The following is a 19,236-nucleotide window of genomic DNA, read 5'->3' on the forward strand; positions in this document are numbered from 1 at the left end:
ATGCGCGGCATGCAACAACAACTTGACGGCGTGGCCCGGCTGACACATTCAGGGCTGATACGTGCACAGGGCGAAGATGCTGCCAAATTTCTGCATGGCCAGTTCACCCACGACTTTGCGCTGCTGGGCCAGAACCAGGCCCGGCTGGCGGCCTTTTGCAACGCCAAAGGGCGTGTACAGGCCAGTTTCATCGGTTTCAAACGCAGCAACAGCGACATCCTGCTGGTGTGCAGCCGCGATCTGCTGGCGACCACCCTCAAGCGCCTGTCGATGTTCATCCTGCGTGCCAAGGTCAAGCTGACCGATGCCAGTGAGGACTTTGCGCTTTATGGGTTGGCTGGTTCAGCCTTGAAGAACGCTACGTCAAATATAGCGGACTACCCAGACAGTACTTGGGCCAAGACCGATTTTGATGAGGTATCTCTGATCAACCTGTACCCGGCAGACGGTGTACCGCGCGCGCTGTGGGTGGCACCTGTGGCTCACTCTGCACCCGCAGGCCAGGCCTTGACTGAGGCACTGTGGGACTGGAGCGAGGTGCGCAGCGGCATCGTCACCGCCAGTCAGCCGATTTTTGAAGCCTTTGTGCCGCAGATGCTCAATTACGAGTCGGTCGGTGGAGTGAACTTCAAGAAGGGTTGTTACCCCGGCCAGGAGGTGGTGGCACGCAGCCAGTTCCGTGGCACGCTCAAACGCCGCGCTTACCTGGCCCATGCAGAGGCGCCGCTCAAGGCCGGTGACGAGGTATTTTTGCCGACCGACCAAGGCCAGCCCTGTGGCACCGTGGCGCAAGCTGCAGCCGCGCCTGCGGGCGGGTTTGACGCCATTGTGTCGATGCAAATCAGCGCGTTTGAGGCCGGTGGTGTGCGTCTGGGCACGGTAGACGGGCAGGTGCTGACCCTGGCAGCGCCGCCCTACCCTTTGCTGGCCGACATCTGAGCCGGACAAACCACCCGCACCAACAAGCCCGGCCCTGAAGCCGGGTCTTCCAGCACCAGGCTGGCCCCGTGCTTTTGCACCACCTCCAGCACAATCGCCAAGCCCAGGCCCGCGCCGTCCACGGCGGCGTTGACCCGCACAAACGGCAGCAACATGCGCGCACGCAGCTCCGGCGCGATGCCTGGGCCGTGGTCACGCACCAGCAGGGTCACGCCTTGTTCATCACCCCGCAGGTTGACCTCAACCACCGCATCCGGCGGTGAAAACTTCAGCGCATTGCCCAGCAGGTTGTCCAGCAGCAGCCGCATGTCGTCCGGATCACCCTGAACCACGGTAACGCCGTGGGTGTCCAGCGCAAATTCGATGCCGCGCTGGCTGGCCAGGGTGGACAGACCCACCATCGCGTCCTGAGCCAGGGACTGCAGATCAACTACCACGCTGGGCCGGGGTTTGGCACGGGCTTCCAGCCGGGCCAGGGTCAGCATCTGTTGCAACAGGTGCTGGCTGCGTTGTGCACCCAGTTTGAGGCGGCTGGCCGCCTGGCGCATCTGGGCCGGGTCCTGGCTGCACAGCAGGTTGTCCACCTCCAGGCTGATCGCGGTGATCGGGGTGCGCAGTTCGTGCGCGGCATTGGCAATGAACCGTTTGTGGGCCTGCAAACTGGCGTCGAGTTGCTGCAGCAGCCGGTTGAGGGTGTCCACCACGCTGGCCAGTTCGGTCGGCGCCTCGGGTATCTCCAGCGGGGCCAGCGAACTGGCGTCGCGTCGGCTCAGCTCCTCGTCAAGCTGGCGGATCGGCGCCAGACCTCGCCTGAGGGTGAAGTTCACCAGCAGAGCCCCCACCAGCACCACCAGCATCGACGGCAGCAGCACCTCCAGCACCGCGTTCCAGCGCAACTCGTCACGCAGGGACTTGGCATGCATCACCTGCACCGTGCGTTGGCCGTTGCTGATGGTGAAGACTTTCAGCGTCACCGCGTCCGCCTGGTGGCCGCTGCGCACCAGGGACAGGCCCGGCGGTGTGTCCAGGTCCACGTCGATCTGCTCGCTGGAGCGGTACAGCAGCGAGCCCACGGCGTCCCACACCTGCACGTCCAGGTGCAAGGCCGGGTCATCGTCCCAGGTTTGCCGGGTGCCTTGCAGGTCGCTCAGGATCAAGGCGCGCGCCACCTGTTCCAGCTGGTAGTCCAGCATGTCGCCCTGTTGGCGGTGGACCTGCATACGCACCACCAGGCCCAGCACCAGGCCCACCAGTAACATGCCCAGCAGCAGGCGGACTTTGAGGCGTTTTTCTAAAGAGAACATGCGGGTTCGTCGCGCGGCACAAAGTAGCCCACGCCGCGGATGTTGAGGATGCTCTGGGCACCCAGCTTGCGGCGCAAGTTGTGGATGTTGACCTCCAGCGCATTGCTGGCCACCTCTTCACCCCAACCCAGCAGGCGTTCTTCGAGCTGGGCGCGTGACATTGGCATGCCCGGGCGGCGCATCAGCAGCTCCAGCAAGGCAAATTCACGTGCAGACAGGCTCACCACCGTGCCATCTTGGGTGACCAGTTTGCTGTCCGGGTGCAAGGCCAGCGTACCGCTGCGCAGCACCGGATCGGCCCGGCCCGATCGGCTGCGGATGGCTGAGCGCAGGCGCGCGGCCAGCTCGTCGATGTCAAAAGGTTTGAGGATGTAGTCATCGGCTCCTGCGTCCAGCCCCGCCACCCGTTCGCTCAAGGCGTCTCTGGCGGTCACGATCAGGATCGGCAGGCCATGGCCACCGCTGCGCAGATCACGCAGCACCTGCATGCCGTCGCGCTTGGGCAGGCCCAGGTCCAGCACCACCGCATCAAAGGGTTCTGTACGGGCGCATTGCAGGCCCAAGTCGCCGTCGCGCACCCAGTCAACCGTGATGCCCAGGCGATGCAGCCCCACACGCACCGCTTCACCAATCAGGGGATCGTCTTCCACCAGCAACACACGCATCGGTTTTTCCAGAACAAAGAACTGACTTTCAGCTTAGCACGCCCACACGCGACAAAGCCGCGCAAAAGCGCGGCTTTGTTGTGAGGCGGATAGGCCACCTCCGGTCAAGCGGTTTAGCTGGCGACCGCTTCTTTCTTGACAGCCTTCTTGGCAGCGTGTTTTTTCACAACCTTCTTGGCCGGTGGGGTCACCGCTGCGGGTTCGGCGGCGGTTGCGGTGGCAGCCGGAGCTGCAGGCGCGGCGGGTGCCTCAGGTGTGGCGGCAAAAGACAGGCTGGCGCCCAGAAGACCAGCGGCAAGGCACAAAGCAGAGAGACTTGATTTCATGATGTTTCCTTGACAGGTTGAGGTTGTTTACTCAGGGGTTGGTTGCTCACCAACTGAGGGGAACTGTAGAACCCGCAACTTAGTCTGACCTTAGGCTTGGCTTAGCCAAAACTTAAGGTGGAGGTCCGGCCAGCACAGCGCGGTTGAAAGGCTTCCAGTCCAAGCATTCACCGTCGCCCTTCGTTGTTCAAGCCACACCCGCAGAGCCAGCAAGAAAATATCAAAAGTGATAGCGGTATATCCTTTTTAAAAAAGGGCTAGAGGCCAAAACTATGCAGATTCGGCGTCCAGGTGAACCCGGCCCGCCTCGATCGTGATCACCCGCTGGCAACGTGCCGCCAGCGCCTTGTCATGCGTCACCAACACCAGGGTGGTGCCGAGTTCGCGGTTCAGGGTCAGCATCAGCTCCATCACTGTCTCGCCGGTGGCGAAGTCCAGACTGCCCGTGGGTTCGTCCGCCAGCAGCACCGCCGGTTGCACCACAAAAGCGCGGGCCAGCGCCACGCGCTGTTGTTCACCGCCCGAGAGCACCTTGGGGTAATGCCCCAGACGCTGTGACAGCCCCACCCGCGCCAACAACTCGGTGGCGGTCTGGCGGGCGTGGCGGTGTTTGGCCAGTTCCAGCGGCAGCATCACGTTCTCTAAGGCGGTCAAGTTGCCCAACAGCTGAAAGCTTTGGAACACAAAACCCACTTTCTGGGCACGCAGTGCGGCACGCGCGTCTTCGTCCATGGCAAAGATATCCTGGCCTGCCAGACGGACGGTACCTTGGCTGGGTACATCGAGACCGGCCATGATCGACAACAGCGTGCTTTTGCCCGAGCCGGATGCACCGACAATGGCCACGGTTTCCTTCTGCTTCAACTGGAAATCGATATCACGCAGAATGTCGAGTGTGCCGGTCGAGTCGGTGACAGACTTGAACACGTGGTCGACCGAAATAATGCAATCTGACATGGGGCTTTTTTTGAATGTAATCAACTTGAATCGTCGTCACTGTATCGCGTTGGCCAGTGCACTGGCTTTGGCAGGGATTAACAGCGGCGCAGCACAGGCCCAAACCATGAGCTCACAACCCAATGGCACCACCATCGTCGTGCTGGGCGACTCGCTGAGCGCCGAATACGGTCTCAAACGCGGCAGCGGCTGGGTGGCCTTGCTGGAGAAAAAACTGACCACCGAAAAAATCGCCGCCAACGTGGTCAACGCCAGCATCAGCGGCGACACCACCAGCGGCGGGCGTGCACGTCTGGGCGCGCTGCTGGACAAGCACCAGCCTAACCTGGTGGTGATTGAACTCGGCGCCAATGACGCCTTGCAGGGGTTGCCACTGGCAATGACGCAGGGCAACCTCAGCGCGATGGTCCAGTCGGTGCAAAAAACCGGAGCCAAGGTGCTGCTGGTGGGTATCCAGGTGCCACCTAACTACGGGCGTGACTATGGTGAGCGTTTTGCGCGGATGTATGGACAGGTGGCCAAAGCCAACAAGGTCGCGCTGGTGCCGTTCATGCTCAAAGGGGTGGCCGATGTGCCTGACAGCCTGAAATGGTTCCAGGCCGACCGCATCCACCCACTGGAGGCGGCGCACCCGATCATCCTGGCCAACATCTGGCCCGAACTCAAAAAGGTGCTGCGATGAGTCTGACCCTGGTGGCGGCCAGCGAGGTGATTGCCCGGCTGGGCGACTTTGACACGCTGATTGACGCGCGCAGCGAGGATGAATTTGCGCTGGACCACCTGCCCAATGCGCTGAACTGGCCGACCCTGAACAATGCCGAGCGCATCCAGATTGGCACCTTGTACAAACAGGTCAACCCGTTTGAGGCGCGTAAACGCGGCGCGGCGATTGCCGCACGCAATATCGCGGCGCATATCGAACGTGAGGTGATTGATAAGCCGAAGGACTGGAAACCGCTGACCTACTGCTGGCGGGGTGGCCAGCGCAGCGGCGCTTTGTCGCTGATTCTGAGCCAGATCGGTTTTCGGGTGACGCTGATTGAGGGCGGCTACAAGGCCTTTCGCGCGGCCCTGTTGCAGGACATTGACCAGACCGTGCCCAGACTGCGCTTCACCGTGGTGTGTGGTCCCACCGGATCGGGCAAAACCCGCTTGTTACAGGCCTTGTCGACACAAGGGGCGCAGGTGTTGGATCTGGAAGCCCTGGCCAACCACCGCAGTTCGGTGCTGGGCGCCATCCCTGGGCAGGCGCAGCCCACCCAGAAGCGCTTTGACACCCTGATCTGGCACGCACTGCGCCAGTTTGACCCGACCAAACCGGTGTTTGTCGAGAGTGAAAGCAAAAAAGTGGGCAATGTGTCGGTGCCAGCCAGTCTGGTTGAGGCCATGCGCCACAGCCCGTGCCTGAACCTGCAGCTGCCAGACAGTGAACGGGTGGCGCTGCTGATGGAAGACTACGACCATCTGGTGCGCGACGTGGACTTTTTGTGTGACCGGCTGTCGGTGCTGATCCCGTTGCGGGGTCGCGCGGTGGTGGCAGGCTGGATGGCGCTGGCACGTTCAGGCCAATTGGCGCAGGTGGTGCAGGATCTGCTCACCCAGCATTACGACCCGGCTTACCTGCAATCGATGCAGCGCAATTTTGTGCAGTTTAAATATTCAAAAACCATAGCGCCAGAGGACCGTTCCATAAGGGCTATGGCTGATTTGAGCAGAAAAATTCTGCGGTCAGACTGAGGGCCTTTGGCCCGGTCAGCCGGGTTGGCCAGACGCGTCGTTGGGTGTGGACGGCGCGCCCGCGTCATCGTCGGGCAGCGGGTCACCGGCCTTGCGCTGGGCCTTTTCCTTCAGCTTTTCTTCTTTTTTCTTCTTTTTGGCCAGTTCTTTCTGACGCTTCTCGTAGCCGTAATTTGGTGTTGCCAATGTAGTCTTTCAGTGTTGAAGCCCTGATTTTACCTGCTGGCATCAGGCCAGCTGACGCAAAGCCTGAACCAGATCGGCCTGCAAATCTTCGACCGCCTCCAGCCCAATCGAAAACCGCACCAGCGTGCCATGCGCCAGGTGCTGCGGCCAACTGCTGCGCATACTGGCCAGGTCATAAGGCACCACCAGGCTGATCGGGCCACCCCAGCTGTAGCCAATCTTGAACAAGGCCAATGCATCGCAAAACGCGTCAACCTGCGCCTGGCTGTAGCTCGGTTTGAACAACACACTGAACAGACCTGCCGCACCACCCCAGCCGGGATTGCACAATGCTTGCCAGTAAACATGGCCCGGTGATGACGGCAGCGCCGGGTGCAACACCTGAGCGAACTCGGGGCGGGTCTGGGCCCACTGTGCCAACGTTCGGGTGGCTTCGTCATGCGCCTTGTAACGCAACAACAGACTCGGCAAGGAGCGCAACACCGATTCCACATCATTGGCGCCCACACCCAGCCCCAAGCGCATGTGGCACAGCTTGAGCTTCATGTGCAGGCTGTCGTCGCGGGTGATGATGCTGCCCATCAACACATCACCGCCACCACTGGGGTATTTGGTCAGGGCTTGGATGGAAATATCGACGCCAAGCGTTGGCGTGTTACCCGGTTGCAGATCAAAAGGTGTAAATGCCAGGCCAGCACCCCAGGTGTTGTCCAATGCGCACAACACACCGGCGGCCTTGCAGATACGCACCTGTTCAATCAGGTCAGGAAACTCCAGCGTGACAGAACCTGCGGCTTCTAGCCAGACCAGTCGGGTCTTGGGGCCGATCTTGGCTGCCAGGTCTTGTGCCTGCAGCGGGTCAAAATAACGGTGGCTGATGCCCCAATGTTTGAGTTCACCTTCAGCCAGCGCTTTGTTGGGGCCATAAGCGTTGTCGGGAATCAGCACCTCGTCGCCAGACTTCAGCAAAGCCAGCGACACCGTCGCAATCGCCGCCAGGCCGCTGGACACCAGCAGGCACTGTTTGCCGCCTTCCAGCGTGCACAGGCGCTCCTCCAGCATGTAGCTGGTGGGCGTGCCGTGTAAGCCATAGGTGTAAGCGGATTTGTCTTTCCACTCAAAGTCCCGCATCGCTGCCACATTGGGGAAAAACACCGTCGAGGCCTTGAACACACCCGGTTGGGGTGCGGCAAAACCTGCGGGAGGCACATAGCCGTGGTGGATCAGATCGGTGCTGGAGACAGTCATGTGCGTGGTGCAATAAAACCCAAAAACGCTTACCAATCAATGGATTGTGATCAAACGCTCCACTTTTGGATGAGCTGTTCAGGGCGCATGTTGTCGTAGCCTTCAAAAGGCTGGTGGATCCACGGGTTGGTCGGCAGGTAGTCCACACAATAGTCGGGTGTGAAGATCGAGATTGCCTTGGTCCAGATCACCGCGCTGCGCAACTCGGTGATCGGTTTGTAGTTGTTCTTGAGTTCTTCGATCACCTTGTTCAGGGTGTGACCGGAGTCGGCCAGGTCGTCCACCAGCAACACTTTGCCTGCAATCTGGCCCTTGGGTGTGGTGATGTAGTGGGCGATGTCGAGCTTGCCCTGCACCGTGCCGGCTTCGGAGCGGTAGGAACTGGTGGACATGATGGCCAGCGGTTTGTCAAACACGCGCGAGAGCACGTCGCCCGGGCGCATGCCACCACGTGCCAGGCACAGGATGGTGTCAAACTGCCAGCCCGACTGAAACACCTTGATGGCGAGTTTTTCGATCAGATTGTTGTACTCGTCGTAGCTCACATACAGGTGTTTGCCGTCTTCTGTCAACATGGATATGCTCCTGCAAAAATAGCTGCTTACGCAACAGGTATAAGGGCCAGAGGCCGATTTCTTATATAAATTGAAAACTTGGCGATCAACGGCTAAGCGTTTAATCCGCCAAGAACGGGTGGCGCATCATGATGGTGTGATCCCGGTCCGGGCTGGTCGACACCACATGGATCGGCACACCGGTAACCTGCTCGATGCGCTGCAGGTACAACCGTGCGGCAGTGGGTAACTGGTCGTACTGGGTGATACCCACGGTGCTGTCGCTCCAGCCTTCCAACGTTTCATACACCGGCTCGCAGCGGGCAATGTCGTCGGCACCCATCGGCAAAATGTCGGTGAGTTCACCATCGAGCATGTAGCCGGTGCAGAGTTTGAGCTCTTTGAGGCCATCGAGCACATCGAGCTTGGTGATACACAGGCCAGTCAGGCCATTGACCTGGGCCGAGCGTTTGAGCAGCGCGGCATCAAACCAGCCGCAGCGGCGGCTGCGCCCGGTGGTCACCCCTTTTTCGGCTCCCACGGTGCTCATGTGGTAGCCCGGTGTGCCTTCCACTTCCCAGTCGAGTTCGGTCGGGAACGGGCCGCCACCGACGCGGGTGCAATAGGCTTTGGTGATGCCCAGCACGTAATGCAACAAACCCGGGCCCACGCCTGAACCGGCGGCAGCGTTACCCGCCACGCAGTTGCTGGAGGTGACAAACGGGTAGGTGCCGTGGTCCACATCCAGCAGCGTGCCTTGTGCGCCCTCAAACAGCAGGTTTTCACCATTGAGATGGGCGTCGTTCAACTCGCGCGACACGTCAGCCATCATCGGCCGAAGCAATTCGGCGTGGCGCATGGCTTCGTCATACACCGGCTGGAACTGCACCTCGCCGTCTTTCATGTACGGGGCCAGCACCGGGCCGAAGTCGAAGCTACGCGAGTTCAGGTAGGTGGTCAACACGTGGTTGTGTAGGTCCAGCAATTCACGCAGTTTTTTGGCAAAACGCTCGGGGAACTTCATGTCCTGCACACGCAGCGCACGGCGGGCGATCTTGTCCTCGTAGGCCGGGCCGATGCCGCGGCCGGTGGTGCCAATCTTCTCGATACCACCCTGCTCGCGCGCAGCTTCACGAGCCACGTCAAGAGCCGCGTGGAATGGCAGGATCAGCGGGCAGGCTTCGCTGACACGCAGGCGTGAACGCAGCTCTACACCGACTTTTTCCAGGCCGGCAATTTCGTCAAACAGTTTGGCTGCCGAGAGCACCACACCGTTGCCGATGTAACACTTGATGCCCGGGCGCATGATGCCGCTGGGAATCAGGTGCAAGGCGGTCTTGATGCCGTTGATCACCAGCGTGTGGCCGGCGTTGTGGCCGCCCTGGAAACGCACCACGCCCTGGGCGCTTTCGGTGAGCCAGTCCACCAGTTTGCCCTTGCCCTCGTCGCCCCACTGGGTGCCGACGACCACCACATTACGTCCTTTGATTGCAGTCATGTTGTTCCGCTTGGTTTCACTCAAATTGTTTGCACAAGCCATTGCCCGGCGGACTCGACGAGTTCGCGGTCGCAATGGAATTCATCTACTTCACTCTCATGGCCCGGTAACACACAGACCACCACTTCACCCTGCGCACGCAGTGTCGTGATGGCTGCCGCCAGCCTGGGCTCCTGGCGCCAAGGCGCGCGAATGGCAGCTTGCAGGGGGCGCGCCGCCACCGCAGACACCAGGGTTTTGATGTCCAGACTGAAGCCTGCCGCTGGGCGGTTACGGCCAAACACCGCACCGACCTGGTCGTAACGCCCACCACGCGCCACAGCGCCGCTGGCACCGGGGGCATAGATGGCAAAACGGGAGCCGGTGTAATAGGCATACCCGCGCAAGTCAGCCAGATCAAAAGTCACTTGAACATCCGACAGATGGCTGGCAATTTGCCTCAGATTGTGTAGCGCCTCAGCCACACCTGGTAAGGGCGGAAGGGCTTTTTGGGCCTCATCCAAGACCGAGGCGTCACCGTACAGCTGCACCAAAGTCAACAGACCCTGGCGAATGTGGGTTGGCAAATCACGCGCAAGTGACGCCAGCTCCGGACTATCTTTGGCCGCCAGCGCCGCGTACAAAGCTGCGAGTTGCTCAGACCTCAGCGACAGGCCCGACAACATGGACTTGACCAGACGCGCGTCGGCCAAATCCACGCTAGGGTTCTCCAACTTGGCAGCCTTGAGGCAGTCCAGCGCTAGCGTCAGGATCTCGATGTCGGCTTCCAGACCGGCATGGCCATAAATTTCGGCACCAAACTGCAGGGGTTCACGTGTAGCGTGTGGTCCAGCAGGCAGGGTGTGCAACACCGGGCCGCAGTAACACAGACGTGTGACACCGCTGCGGTTGAGCAAATGGGCGTCAATGCGAGCGACCTGGGGTGTGCTGTCAGCGCGCAGGCCCATCATGCGCCCCGAGAGCTGGTCAACCAACTTGAAGGTCTGCAGATCAAGCGCCACACCGGCACCGGTCAAGAGGGATTCAAGATGCTCCAGCAACGGCGGCATCACCAGCTCGTAGCCATAACAACGCGCCGCATCCAGCAGGTCACGACGCAGTTCTTCGATGTGCCGTGCTTCAGACGGCAAGACATCGGCAATGTGATCCGGCAGGACCCAAGCAGACATGGATAAAAAAGGGAGGCTGTTAAAACCTGAATTCTACCGGGCGAATGCCGGACCCTGACTCAAGCCAGCCACCAAATCAGCGTCAGGCCGAGCAACAGGCTCAGCAAACCGAAGAAGCGCAGCTGGCCGTCACTGAATTTGAGGATCTGCAGGAAGGTTTGCCGCCAGGTTGCCGGTGAAACAAAAGGCATGAAACCCTCCACCAGCAAGACCAGGGCAATGGCCAGCCAGAACGTGCTGCTGTTCAGGCCGGATTCCATGGCTACTTTTTACCGCTGGCAGCGAGCGCGGCGCCACCACGCATGGTTTTGAAGAAATCAGAGCTGTTGGGGTCCAACACCATCACGTCGCTCTTTTTGGAGAACGTCGCTTTGTATGCGTCCAGACTGCGGTAAAACTGGGCAAATTGTGGGTCACGACCAAAAGCCTCGGTGTAGGTGCGAGCTGCCTCAGCGTCACCCTCCCCCTTGATTTTCTGGGCATCACGGTAGGCATTGGCCACCGTCACCTCACGTTGGCGATCCGCATCGGCGCGGATTTTTTCACCTTCGGCCGCACCGGTGGAGCGCAATTCGTTGGCCACGCGCTGGCGCTCAGCTTCCATACGCCGGTAGACCGACTCGGTGATGGCATCCACATAGTCGACCCGAGTAATACGCACGTCCACCACATCGATACCCCAGGGTTTGGCACCGCGCACCTGGCTCAGCACCTCACCTTTAACGTCGTCCATCAACTGCTCACGTTTGGCTGACAACAACTCTTTGACCGTGCGTTTGTTGATTTCTTCCTGGAACGCATTGCGTACCACCCGGTTGAGCTGGCTGGCACCCGCTGCCTCGGTGGTGCCGACATTGCGGATGTATTCGGTGGGTTCAGAAATGCGCCAACGCACATACCAGTCAATCACCACCCGTTGTTTTTCAGCGGTCAACACCGGCTCGTTGTCGGTGCTGTCAAGGGTTAACAGGCGTTTGTCAATGTAGGAGACGTTCTGGAATGGTGGTGGCAACTTGAAGTTCAAGCCCGGTTCGGTGATGACATCCTTGATCTGCCCCAAAGCAAACACCACACCAAACTGACGCTGGTCCACCACAAATAGTGTGGAACTGGCCAGTGCCAGCAGCAGCAAGACGGTCGAGAATAAAAAACCTAAGCGATTCATCAGGGAACTCCTAGCGGGTTTCGCGCGTGCGGTCACGTGCGGCGTCGCGGGTGCGGTTGTCGGTCGCCGCAGCGCTACCTACAGCCGGGATAGTGGGCGCAGTTGCTGGCACAGACGTGACGTCTTGCGACACTTGACCAGTCATCTGGATGATTTTGTCCAGCGGCAGGTACAGCAGGTTAGAGCCTTGTTTGGTGTCCACCAAAACCTTGGTCACATTGCTGTAAATCTGCTGCATGGTGTCGATGTACATGCGGTCACGGGTGACTTGGGGCGCCTTCTGGTATTCAGCGAGCACCGACTTAAAGCGTTGGGAATCACCTTGGGCTTGCGCCACGATACGTGCTTTGTAGGCATCAGCCTCCTCTTTCAGACGGGAGGCAGCACCCACAGCACGTGGTACCACGTCATTGGCGTAGGCCTGGGCTTCATTCTTGGCGCGCTCACGCTCTTGTCCAGCCTTGAGCACATCGTCAAAAGCGGCCTGCACCTGTTCAGGGGGACGAACACCACCCTGCTGCAGGTTGATGCCCACAACTTCAATACCGACCTTGTAGCGGTCCAGGATTTTTTGCATCAGGTCACGCACACGTGGCGCAATCTGGTCACGCTCTTCCGACAAGGCGCTGTCCATACGCATCTTGCCCACCACCTCGCGCACGGCTGTCTCTGCGGCCTGAACCACGGCGTCGGCCGGGTTCTTGCTCTCAAACAAAAAGGCCCGAGCGTCGCTCAAACGGTACTGCACAGCGAATTTGATTTCGACAATGTTTTCGTCTTCGGTCAACATGGCGGATTCACGCAGCCCGGTGGCCTTGATGATCACATCGCGACCAACATCCACCGAGCGGATCTGGGTCACAAACACCAGCTCATGGCGCTGAATAGGGTAAGGCAGACGCCAATTAAAACCGGCACCCACAGTGGAGTTGTATTTTCCAAACTGGGTGATGACCGCCTGTTGACCTTCTTGCACGATGAAAAAACCTGTGCCAAGCCAGATCAAGACAGCAACGCCCGCTATCAAACCTGCACCAATACCGGCCGTTTTCATGTCAGGCTGGAAACCGCCGGGGCCACCTTTACCGCCCCTGCCACCACCAAAATCGCCACCGTTGGAACCACGGCCACCCGGCTTGGCGTTGCCGAATAGGCCACCTAACTTGCGGTTGAAATCACGCCACAACTCATCGAGATCCGGCGGACCCTGGTTGCCTGAACCCTGCGGTTTGCGGTCTTCGTTTTTAGAAGGCTCAGATGCCGCAGGAGGCGGCCGATCTGCATCACCACGCGGGCTCTCGTCGGGCTTGTCATCACTGCGGCCCCAGCGGGGGTCATTGAGATTAAACATGCCTTGGAGGCGTCGCGGTAACAGCGCCAAACTCAAAGTGGGGAATTGGAATTTCATCGCATCAGCTCTTATCTAATAAGTATTGATTGTGCCGAATTAAAAGGCAGCCTCATGACCTTGAGGGAAATCTGTGGCCGCCAAAATTGGCCTATGAGCAATCACCGATTGTGTGAGAAGCTCTCGCAACCCAGCAACACCCTCACCGCTCTGAGCACTCAAGAATATCCGTGGTGTTGGTGTGCCGTCGAGTTCGTAGCTGTCTTGCAGCACGGGGGGGCGACGGTCGGGCGACACCGCATCCAATTTGTTGAAGATCAGAATCTGGGGAATATCGTGTGCACCAATCTCCTTGAGAACATGTTGCACCTCAGTGATTTGGTTCAGGTAGTTGTCATTGGAAAAGTCAACCACATGCAACAACAAATCGGCATCCACCGCCTCTTGCAAGGTAGCCTGAAACGCATCGATCAGCCCATGCGGCAAGTCACGGATAAATCCCACGGTGTCAGACAAAGAGATCATGCGCCCCACATCCCCCAGATACAGCTGGCGGGTGGTGGTGTCGAGCGTGGCAAACAACTGGTCGGCGGCGTAGGCACGGGCTTTCACCAATGTGTTGAACACAGTCGATTTGCCCGCATTGGTGTAGCCAACCAGTGAGATATTGAAGGCGTCGCGGCGATCACGCTGGCGGCGTTGGGTGGTTCTTTGGCGTTTGACTTTGCCCAAACGCTCCTTGATGCGTTTGATGTTGTCACCAATCATTCGGCGGTCAAGCTCGATCTGGGTTTCCCCTGGACCACCTCGCAAACCAATGCCACCACTTTGCCGCTCTAAGTGGGACCAACGGCGCACCAAGCGGGTGCTCAAATACTGCAAGCGGGCCAGTTCTACCTGCAATTTGCCCTCATGGCTACGCGCACGCTGGCCAAAGATCTCCAGGATCAATAAGGTCCGGTCGTTGACCGGCAACTCCAGATGCCGCTCCAGATTACGCTGTTGCGCCGGGCTGAGGCTTTGGTCAAACAGGATTTCCTGTACACCCAGCTGCTGGGCCAACATTTTGATCTCATCGGCTTTGCCGCTGCCGATAAACAGGGCCGCATCCGGCGCCCGCCGTTTACAGGTCACGCGCGCTACCGGATTCAACCCAGCTGTTTGGGCCAGGAGTCCGAGCTCTTGGAGCTCGGCATCAAAATGGGGAAGGCCAAAATCAACACCCACCAGCAGAGTGGGTGCCCGATTGAGATCAAGCGGCGGCAGGTTGGTCACCCTCAGTGGCAGAGAAGTTGACAGCGCGCCCGGGGACGATGGTCGAAATGGCGTGTTTGTAAACCATTTGGGTGACGGTGTTGCGCAACAACACAACATATTGGTCAAATGATTCGATCTGACCTTGAAGCTTGATGCCGTTGACCAAGTAAATCGATACAGGGACATGTTCTCGACGCAAAGTGTTGAGAAACGGGTCTTGCAAAAGTTGGCCTTTGTTGTTCACGATATTCTCCGTGTTCGGATAATGAAAGAAAAAGAAGGAGTCACGATACCACAGCCATCTGCGGCATCACCTCCAGGGTGGACAAATCCACATAAATATGTCACAGAGATTGCGAAATGCCTCAGTCTGTTTTGTCAGCAAACGGATTCGCTGATGTTTTCAGCTCGATACGCAAAGGTGTGCCCACCAGATCAAACGCCTGGCGGAAGCGGCCTTCCAGAAAGCGCTTGTACGCATCGGTGACATGTTCAAGCGAATTGCCGTGGATCACGATGATCGGCGGGTTCATACCGCCTTGATGCGCATAACGCAGCTTCGGACGGTACATGCCAGAACGCTTCGGACTTTGAAACTGCACAGACTCCAGCAACAAACGTGTCAGAACAGGCGTCGACATCTTGCAGTTTGCAGCCTTGTAAGCCTGAATGATGGATGCCCACAAAGGACCCAGACCCTGCCGTTTTTGGGCAGAGATCAGATGCATGTTGGCAAACTTCAAGAACGCCAAGCGTGTTTCAATGGAACGTTTCACCAGTTCGCGCTGGTACTCATCCACCGCATCCCACTTGTTGACAGCCAGCACCACAGCCCTGCCATTTTCAAGGATGTAACCCGCGATGTGTGCATCCTGGTCGGTGACACCTTGGGTGGCATCGATCAACAGCAGGACCACATTCGCCGATTCAATAGCCTGCAAGGTTTTAACCACCGAAAATTTTTCGATGGCTTCGAACACCTTGCCACGCCGACGCAGACCAGCGGTGTCAATCAGCTCAAACTTCTGACCTTCACGCTCAAAAGGAACTGAAATGGCGTCACGGGTGGTGCCAGGCAAGTCAAATGCGACCAAGCGTTCCTCACCCAACCAGACATTGATGAGGGTTGACTTGCCCACGTTGGGACGGCCAGCCACAGCGAGTTTGATCACGCCTGGCACGGTTTCCTCATCATCGGGGCTGTCCGGGAGGTTCAGCGGTTTTAAGGCCTGATCAAGCAAGGACCGGATACCCTGTCCGTGCGCCGCAGACACTGGCAACACCTCGCCCAGACCCAACTCGTAGAACTCGACCAGATGAGCGCCCTCCAACATGCCTTCGGCTTTGTTGGCGACCAACAGACACGGTTTGCCCAAACGCCTGAGGTAATTGGCAATGTCATGGTCTTGTGCAGAGACACCCCCCCGGGCATCCACCACAAAAACGATGACATCCGCCTCTGCAACGGCCTGACGCGTCTGTTTGGCCATTTCTTTGTAGATGCCACTGGTGGCATCTGGCTCAAACCCGCCGGTGTCGATGACGATGAATTCTTGGCCGCTGTGTTTTGCGTTGCCATAGTGACGGTCGCGTGTGAGGCCGGAGTAATCCGCCACGATGGCATCACGTGACTTGGTCAGTCGGTTGAACAGCGTGGATTTGCCCACATTCGGGCGGCCCACCAGGGCCAATACGGGCTTCATGTTGATGGATCAGTCGGTGGTGACGTACTACTCTGGCTGAAAGCCAAAGACCGTGCCATTGCGGGTGACGGCAACCAAGGTGGTTCCTGCTACAACCGGGGTCGCCACAATGGCTGAACCGTCGGTGGACAAACGTGTGAGGGGTGTGCCGTCGGTACGCGCTACAAAATGCAAAAGTCCGGTGCTGTCACCCACCACCACTGAGCGCCCCAGCACCAAGGGTGTGCCGGGTTGCCGATAACGCAGGCGATCCGAGGTCCAAGTGACGACGCCATCACTGAGTCGCCATGCCATCAGCTTCCCGTCCGCTTCAACACCATAGACCTGCTTCTCATCGCCACTCAGACCGGCTGCACCAGAAGCCGACTGCTTCCAGATGACATTGCCTTGGTTGGTGTTGACACAACCCACAGCCGCCTGGAACGCACGCGCACAAACCACATTTCCTTCACGGCTGACGCCCGCAACCAGGTCCACCAAACGCTCGATATCGTTGGTGCCACGTGGCGTCGCTAAAGGCGCATCCCAGACCACGTTGCCAGTTAATGGATTTAAACCAACCAGTCTGCCACTTAATCCGACGACCAAGGTGTTATTGACTGCCAAGAGCGTACCGGCCTGGCGCAGAACCAGGGCTTCACCAGGCCGCTGGTTCGACCAAATTTTTTTGCCGCTGCGTGCGTCAAATGCAGACACGACTCGGTCTGCACCCAGCACAAAAACCCGCTCGCCTGCTACCAAAGGCGCAGTAAATACCTGGCTTGACAGTCGCACACGCCAAAGCTCTCCCTCTGCAACCATGGTCACCAACTGGTTGTCTCGGGTAACCACGGAGGTATAGGTGCCATCACTGCCAACGCCGGCCGAAATCTGGCTGTCCAACTTGATGCGCCACAAGGAAGCGCCCGTTTGTGCGTCCAGCGAGCTCACGTTGCCGTCCGAGCTGGCCAAGGTCACTGTATTGGCAGAGGTATAAACAGCCAGTGGGAAGTCCACTTTGCCGATTTGGGCTTTCCAGACAGTTCGAACGCTCAGCAATGCGGGATCGACGCCTAGCTCGGCTGGTTTGGGTGCCTTGGAGCCGCTGGCACAAGCCGTCAGCAGACCCATCAGGACCACACTCAACCCGACTTTGATGAAACGATCAACTGTGAATTGGTTCAACATGGACTACTTCCCTTGCACGGCATCTGCCGGGGCACTGTTTTGCACGTTGACGCCCAAGGCGCCAAGCTTGATCTCGACCAAACGCCGGTATTCTGTTAAAGGATCAAATAGGCGGTAGGCCTTTTGGTACTCTTCAACCGCTTTGGCTGTGTTGCCTTGCAGCACCAGAATGTCGCCTTGTCGATCAGCAACCAAGGCCCCAAAACCTGCGGGGAAGCTGCCACCTAACTGGCTCATCGCGCCATCCAAGTCCTTGGCATCCATCAGAACCCCAGCCAAGCGGAGTTTGGCCACTGCTTGGTAACCAGCGTCAGAAGACTTTTCCGCAACCCAGATCAATGCCGATTTGGCAGCATCTGTTTTGCCGGTTGTTGCGTAGTGTCCAGCCGCCAGCAACCCCGATTGCTGAGCGTAAGCCGTGGATGCAAACCGTTCTTTCATGTCTGAAAAAACACGGTCAATTTTGGCTGAGTCGCCAGACTGAATGGAACGCTCCACCTCATCAAACAGCGCCGCCGCTTGGTTGGCCTGGCTGCGCTGCCAATAGTTGTAGAAATTCCAGCTGGCAAATGCTGCCAGGACGACAATCAAAACCCAGGTGATGAGATTGCCATATTGCTTCCAGAAATGCTTGATCTGGTCAAGCTGTTCCTGTTCTTCAAGATCCAATTGGTTTGCCATGAGGTGATTCGCTAAACGGTAGATTGTAGGGTTGGGGCCCAGGTGGCCAGATCGGCCAAGGCTTGTGCTGTTTGGGCAACTGCTGCATCGCGCAACGGTTTGATCGTGACCTGTTTCGCCGCGACCTCATCAGGTCCAAAAACCAATGCGTAGCGTGCGCCACTGGCATCTGCGCGTTTGAACTGGCTTTTCATGCTGCCCATCCCCTCCAAGGAACTGGTGTGCATTTGAACCCTGATACCCACTGCACGCAAAGATTGCAGCGTTGACAAAACCAAAGGCATGGCAGAGACCTCTGTCACGATGGCATAGGCATCGAGTGGCGCCCCGGTGTGGGTGAGTCCGGCGGTCTTGGCCAACTCCAGCACCCGGTCAACACCCAGCGCCCAACCAACGGCAGGTGTTGATTTGCCTCCCAGTTGTTCAAACAAATAGTCGTAGCGTCCACCTGCACAAACGGTACCTTGTGAGCCCAAGCGGTCTGTGGTGAATTCAAAAACCGTCAGGTTGTAATAGTCCATGCCACGCACCAGTCGCGGATTCACGGTGTAGGCTACGTTGTTGGCCTCCAGGATGGACTTCAAGCTGTTGAAGTGAGCCAGAGATGCTTCACCCAGGAAATCCAGAAGTTGTGGCGCTGCATTCACCAGGCCCTGCATTTGCGGATTCTTGGTGTCCAAAATACGCAAAGGGTTGCTGTGCAAGCGTCTGCGTGCGTCCTCATCCAGCACTTCGGCATGTTGCTCAAAGTAGGCAATCAAGGCTTGCCGATGCGCCAAGCGCTCGGGCGGTTGGCCTAAACTGTTGAGCTCCAGACGGACATCGGTCAAACCGATCTCTGCCCACAGCGCTGTGGCCATCAAAATCAGTTCGGCGTCTACTTCGGCCCCAGAGAACCCCAATGCTTCTGCGCCAATTTGGTCAAATTGTCTGTAGCGACCTTTTTGCGGCCGCTCATGTCGGAACATCGGACCCATGTAATACAGGCGTTTACCACCGTCATACAAGAGGCTGTGTTCCAGTGCAGCACGCACCACACCAGCGGTTGCCTCCGGGCGAAGGGTCAGAGGGTCGCCGTTGAGGCGGTCCTCAAAACAGTACATTTCCTTCTCGACAATATCCGTCACCTCGCCCAAACCACGTACAAACAAGGGTGTGCGTTCAACAATGGGGGTACGGATGTTGCGGTAGGCAAAACGTGACATCAAGTCACGAACCTTGGCTTCAAACCACTCGACAACGGCTGAATCAGGGGGAAGCAAGTCATTCATGCCTTTAACGGCTGTCAACTTGCCCACAGGAGAGGGGGTTACTTTTTCTGTCATGGAGGGC

General features: G+C 58.4%; 21 protein-coding genes. 3 read left to right on the plus strand and 18 right to left on the minus strand.

The genetic code is table 11. The annotated features are described in order from the left end of the window. The first annotated feature begins 9 nt into the window (after window positions 1-9). Window positions 10-939 (plus strand): folate-binding protein YgfZ, encoded by a 930-nt coding sequence (locus FDG13_RS09330; RefSeq protein WP_180126992.1) that lies wholly within the window; start codon window positions 10-12, stop codon window positions 937-939. On the opposite strand, the gene FDG13_RS09335 is transcribed toward FDG13_RS09330, so the two are convergent. The 4 genes from FDG13_RS09335 to FDG13_RS09350 all read right to left on the minus strand — a co-directional run bounded on the left by FDG13_RS09335 (window position 915) and on the right by FDG13_RS09350 (window position 4,191). Beyond that, complete coding sequence (locus FDG13_RS09335) at window positions 915-2,243, minus strand: HAMP domain-containing sensor histidine kinase (RefSeq protein WP_180126993.1); 1,329 nt, start codon at window positions 2,241-2,243, stop codon at window positions 915-917. The two genes, FDG13_RS09330 and FDG13_RS09335, sit on opposite strands and share 25 nt — an antisense overlap. Then, entirely contained in the window at window positions 2,231-2,908 is a 678-nt protein-coding gene (locus FDG13_RS09340) for a response regulator (RefSeq protein ID WP_180126995.1), read from the minus strand. The genes FDG13_RS09335 and FDG13_RS09340 overlap by 13 nt, the downstream gene beginning before the upstream one ends. Window positions 2,909-3,021: 113 nt before the next feature. Further along, on the minus strand, window positions 3,022-3,234 hold the full coding sequence (locus FDG13_RS09345; protein ID WP_078365650.1) for a hypothetical protein: 213 nt from the start codon (window positions 3,232-3,234) through the stop codon (window positions 3,022-3,024). A gap of 270 nt (window positions 3,235-3,504) precedes the next feature. Beyond that, the gene (locus FDG13_RS09350; protein WP_143541722.1) at window positions 3,505-4,191 is read right to left on the minus strand and encodes an ABC transporter ATP-binding protein; all 687 of its coding nucleotides are present in this window, start codon (window positions 4,189-4,191) and stop codon (window positions 3,505-3,507) included. Here FDG13_RS09350 and FDG13_RS09355 point away from each other — a divergent pair. Next, a complete protein-coding gene (locus FDG13_RS09355; protein WP_180126997.1) occupies window positions 4,190-4,873 on the plus strand; it encodes an arylesterase in 684 nt (227 codons plus the stop codon). The two genes, FDG13_RS09350 and FDG13_RS09355, sit on opposite strands and share 2 nt — an antisense overlap. After that, entirely contained in the window at window positions 4,870-5,928 is a 1,059-nt protein-coding gene (gene mnmH, locus FDG13_RS09360; protein WP_180126999.1) for a tRNA 2-selenouridine(34) synthase MnmH, read from the plus strand. The genes FDG13_RS09355 and mnmH overlap by 4 nt, the downstream gene beginning before the upstream one ends. Window positions 5,929-5,943: 15 nt before the next feature. Here the strand turns inward: mnmH and FDG13_RS09365 are convergent, their stop codons facing one another. From FDG13_RS09365 to hisS, 14 genes are all read right to left on the minus strand, one after another. Continuing rightward, window positions 5,944-6,114 (minus strand): hypothetical protein, encoded by a 171-nt coding sequence (locus FDG13_RS09365; protein WP_169906453.1) that lies wholly within the window; start codon window positions 6,112-6,114, stop codon window positions 5,944-5,946. A 42-nt stretch (window positions 6,115-6,156) separates the two neighbouring features. Next, window positions 6,157-7,362, minus strand: a complete 1,206-nt coding sequence (locus tag FDG13_RS09370; RefSeq protein ID WP_180127001.1) for a PLP-dependent transferase — start codon at window positions 7,360-7,362, stop codon at window positions 6,157-6,159. Window positions 7,363-7,412: 50 nt separating this feature from the next. Continuing rightward, window positions 7,413-7,937 carry a phosphoribosyltransferase gene (locus tag FDG13_RS09375; RefSeq protein ID WP_078365653.1) on the minus strand — a complete coding sequence of 175 codons (525 nt, stop codon included), beginning with the start codon at window positions 7,935-7,937 and terminating at the stop codon, window positions 7,413-7,415. Between the two features lie 100 nt (window positions 7,938-8,037). After that, window positions 8,038-9,414 carry an adenylosuccinate synthase gene (locus FDG13_RS09380; RefSeq protein ID WP_180127003.1) on the minus strand — a complete coding sequence of 459 codons (1,377 nt, stop codon included), beginning with the start codon at window positions 9,412-9,414 and terminating at the stop codon, window positions 8,038-8,040. A 20-nt stretch (window positions 9,415-9,434) separates the two neighbouring features. Then, complete coding sequence (locus tag FDG13_RS09385; RefSeq protein WP_180127005.1) at window positions 9,435-10,583, minus strand: ATP phosphoribosyltransferase regulatory subunit; 1,149 nt, start codon at window positions 10,581-10,583, stop codon at window positions 9,435-9,437. A gap of 59 nt (window positions 10,584-10,642) precedes the next feature. Next, a complete protein-coding gene (locus tag FDG13_RS09390; RefSeq protein WP_338109557.1) occupies window positions 10,643-10,843 on the minus strand; it encodes a DUF2065 domain-containing protein in 201 nt (66 codons plus the stop codon). Window positions 10,844-10,845: 2 nt separating this feature from the next. Beyond that, window positions 10,846-11,748: a protease modulator HflC gene (gene hflC, locus FDG13_RS09395; protein WP_180127007.1), complete on the minus strand. Its 903-nt coding sequence runs from the start codon at window positions 11,746-11,748 to the stop codon at window positions 10,846-10,848. A gap of 10 nt (window positions 11,749-11,758) precedes the next feature. Continuing rightward, window positions 11,759-13,156 (minus strand): FtsH protease activity modulator HflK, encoded by a 1,398-nt coding sequence (gene hflK, locus FDG13_RS09400; protein ID WP_180127009.1) that lies wholly within the window; start codon window positions 13,154-13,156, stop codon window positions 11,759-11,761. Between the two features lie 39 nt (window positions 13,157-13,195). Next, complete coding sequence (gene hflX, locus FDG13_RS09405; protein ID WP_180127011.1) at window positions 13,196-14,371, minus strand: GTPase HflX; 1,176 nt, start codon at window positions 14,369-14,371, stop codon at window positions 13,196-13,198. Continuing rightward, complete coding sequence (gene hfq, locus FDG13_RS09410) at window positions 14,349-14,597, minus strand: RNA chaperone Hfq (RefSeq protein WP_078365658.1); 249 nt, start codon at window positions 14,595-14,597, stop codon at window positions 14,349-14,351. The genes hflX and hfq overlap by 23 nt, the downstream gene beginning before the upstream one ends. 121 nt (window positions 14,598-14,718) lie before the next feature. Beyond that, entirely contained in the window at window positions 14,719-16,056 is a 1,338-nt protein-coding gene (der, locus tag FDG13_RS09415; protein WP_180127013.1) for a ribosome biogenesis GTPase Der, read from the minus strand. A 27-nt stretch (window positions 16,057-16,083) separates the two neighbouring features. Next, window positions 16,084-17,223, minus strand: coding sequence for an outer membrane protein assembly factor BamB (gene bamB / locus FDG13_RS09420; protein WP_180127015.1), 1,140 nt, complete (start codon window positions 17,221-17,223; stop codon window positions 16,084-16,086). Between the two features lie 3 nt (window positions 17,224-17,226). Further along, complete coding sequence (locus FDG13_RS09425; RefSeq protein ID WP_180127018.1) at window positions 17,227-17,904, minus strand: tetratricopeptide repeat protein; 678 nt, start codon at window positions 17,902-17,904, stop codon at window positions 17,227-17,229. An 11-nt stretch (window positions 17,905-17,915) separates the two neighbouring features. After that, the gene (gene hisS, locus FDG13_RS09430; protein WP_218942680.1) at window positions 17,916-19,229 is read right to left on the minus strand and encodes a histidine--tRNA ligase; all 1,314 of its coding nucleotides are present in this window, start codon (window positions 19,227-19,229) and stop codon (window positions 17,916-17,918) included. Window positions 19,230-19,236 lie beyond the last annotated feature (7 nt).

The sequence above is a fragment of the Rhodoferax sp. BLA1 genome (assembly GCF_013416775.1).
Taxonomy (GTDB): Bacteria; Pseudomonadota; Gammaproteobacteria; order Burkholderiales; family Burkholderiaceae_C; genus Rhodoferax.

What these genes read in the sequence shown, in the direction of transcription:
- FDG13_RS09330 (WP_180126992.1), top strand. Translation starts at nt 10, where the DNA reads ATGCAACAACAACTTGACGGCGTGGCCCGGCTGACACATTCAGGGCTG.
- FDG13_RS09335 (WP_180126993.1), bottom strand. Translation starts at nt 2,243, where the DNA reads ATGTTCTCTTTAGAAAAACGCCTCAAAGTCCGCCTGCTGCTGGGCATG.
- FDG13_RS09340 (WP_180126995.1), bottom strand. Translation starts at nt 2,908, where the DNA reads ATGCGTGTGTTGCTGGTGGAAGACGATCCCCTGATTGGTGAAGCGGTG.
- FDG13_RS09345 (WP_078365650.1), bottom strand. Translation starts at nt 3,234, where the DNA reads ATGAAATCAAGTCTCTCTGCTTTGTGCCTTGCCGCTGGTCTTCTGGGC.
- FDG13_RS09355 (WP_180126997.1), top strand. Translation starts at nt 4,190, where the DNA reads ATGGGGCTTTTTTTGAATGTAATCAACTTGAATCGTCGTCACTGTATC.
- FDG13_RS09350 (WP_143541722.1), bottom strand. Translation starts at nt 4,191, where the DNA reads ATGTCAGATTGCATTATTTCGGTCGACCACGTGTTCAAGTCTGTCACC.
- mnmH (WP_180126999.1), top strand. Translation starts at nt 4,870, where the DNA reads ATGAGTCTGACCCTGGTGGCGGCCAGCGAGGTGATTGCCCGGCTGGGC.
- FDG13_RS09370 (WP_180127001.1), bottom strand. Translation starts at nt 7,362, where the DNA reads ATGACTGTCTCCAGCACCGATCTGATCCACCACGGCTATGTGCCTCCC.
- FDG13_RS09375 (WP_078365653.1), bottom strand. Translation starts at nt 7,937, where the DNA reads ATGTTGACAGAAGACGGCAAACACCTGTATGTGAGCTACGACGAGTAC.
- FDG13_RS09380 (WP_180127003.1), bottom strand. Translation starts at nt 9,414, where the DNA reads ATGACTGCAATCAAAGGACGTAATGTGGTGGTCGTCGGCACCCAGTGG.
- FDG13_RS09385 (WP_180127005.1), bottom strand. Translation starts at nt 10,583, where the DNA reads ATGTCTGCTTGGGTCCTGCCGGATCACATTGCCGATGTCTTGCCGTCT.
- FDG13_RS09390 (WP_338109557.1), bottom strand. Translation starts at nt 10,843, where the DNA reads ATGGAATCCGGCCTGAACAGCAGCACGTTCTGGCTGGCCATTGCCCTG.
- hflC (WP_180127007.1), bottom strand. Translation starts at nt 11,748, where the DNA reads ATGAATCGCTTAGGTTTTTTATTCTCGACCGTCTTGCTGCTGCTGGCA.
- hflK (WP_180127009.1), bottom strand. Translation starts at nt 13,156, where the DNA reads ATGAAATTCCAATTCCCCACTTTGAGTTTGGCGCTGTTACCGCGACGC.
- der (WP_180127013.1), bottom strand. Translation starts at nt 16,056, where the DNA reads ATGAAGCCCGTATTGGCCCTGGTGGGCCGCCCGAATGTGGGCAAATCC.
- bamB (WP_180127015.1), bottom strand. Translation starts at nt 17,223, where the DNA reads ATGTTGAACCAATTCACAGTTGATCGTTTCATCAAAGTCGGGTTGAGT.
- FDG13_RS09425 (WP_180127018.1), bottom strand. Translation starts at nt 17,904, where the DNA reads ATGGCAAACCAATTGGATCTTGAAGAACAGGAACAGCTTGACCAGATC.
- hisS (WP_218942680.1), bottom strand. Translation starts at nt 19,229, where the DNA reads ATGACAGAAAAAGTAACCCCCTCTCCTGTGGGCAAGTTGACAGCCGTT.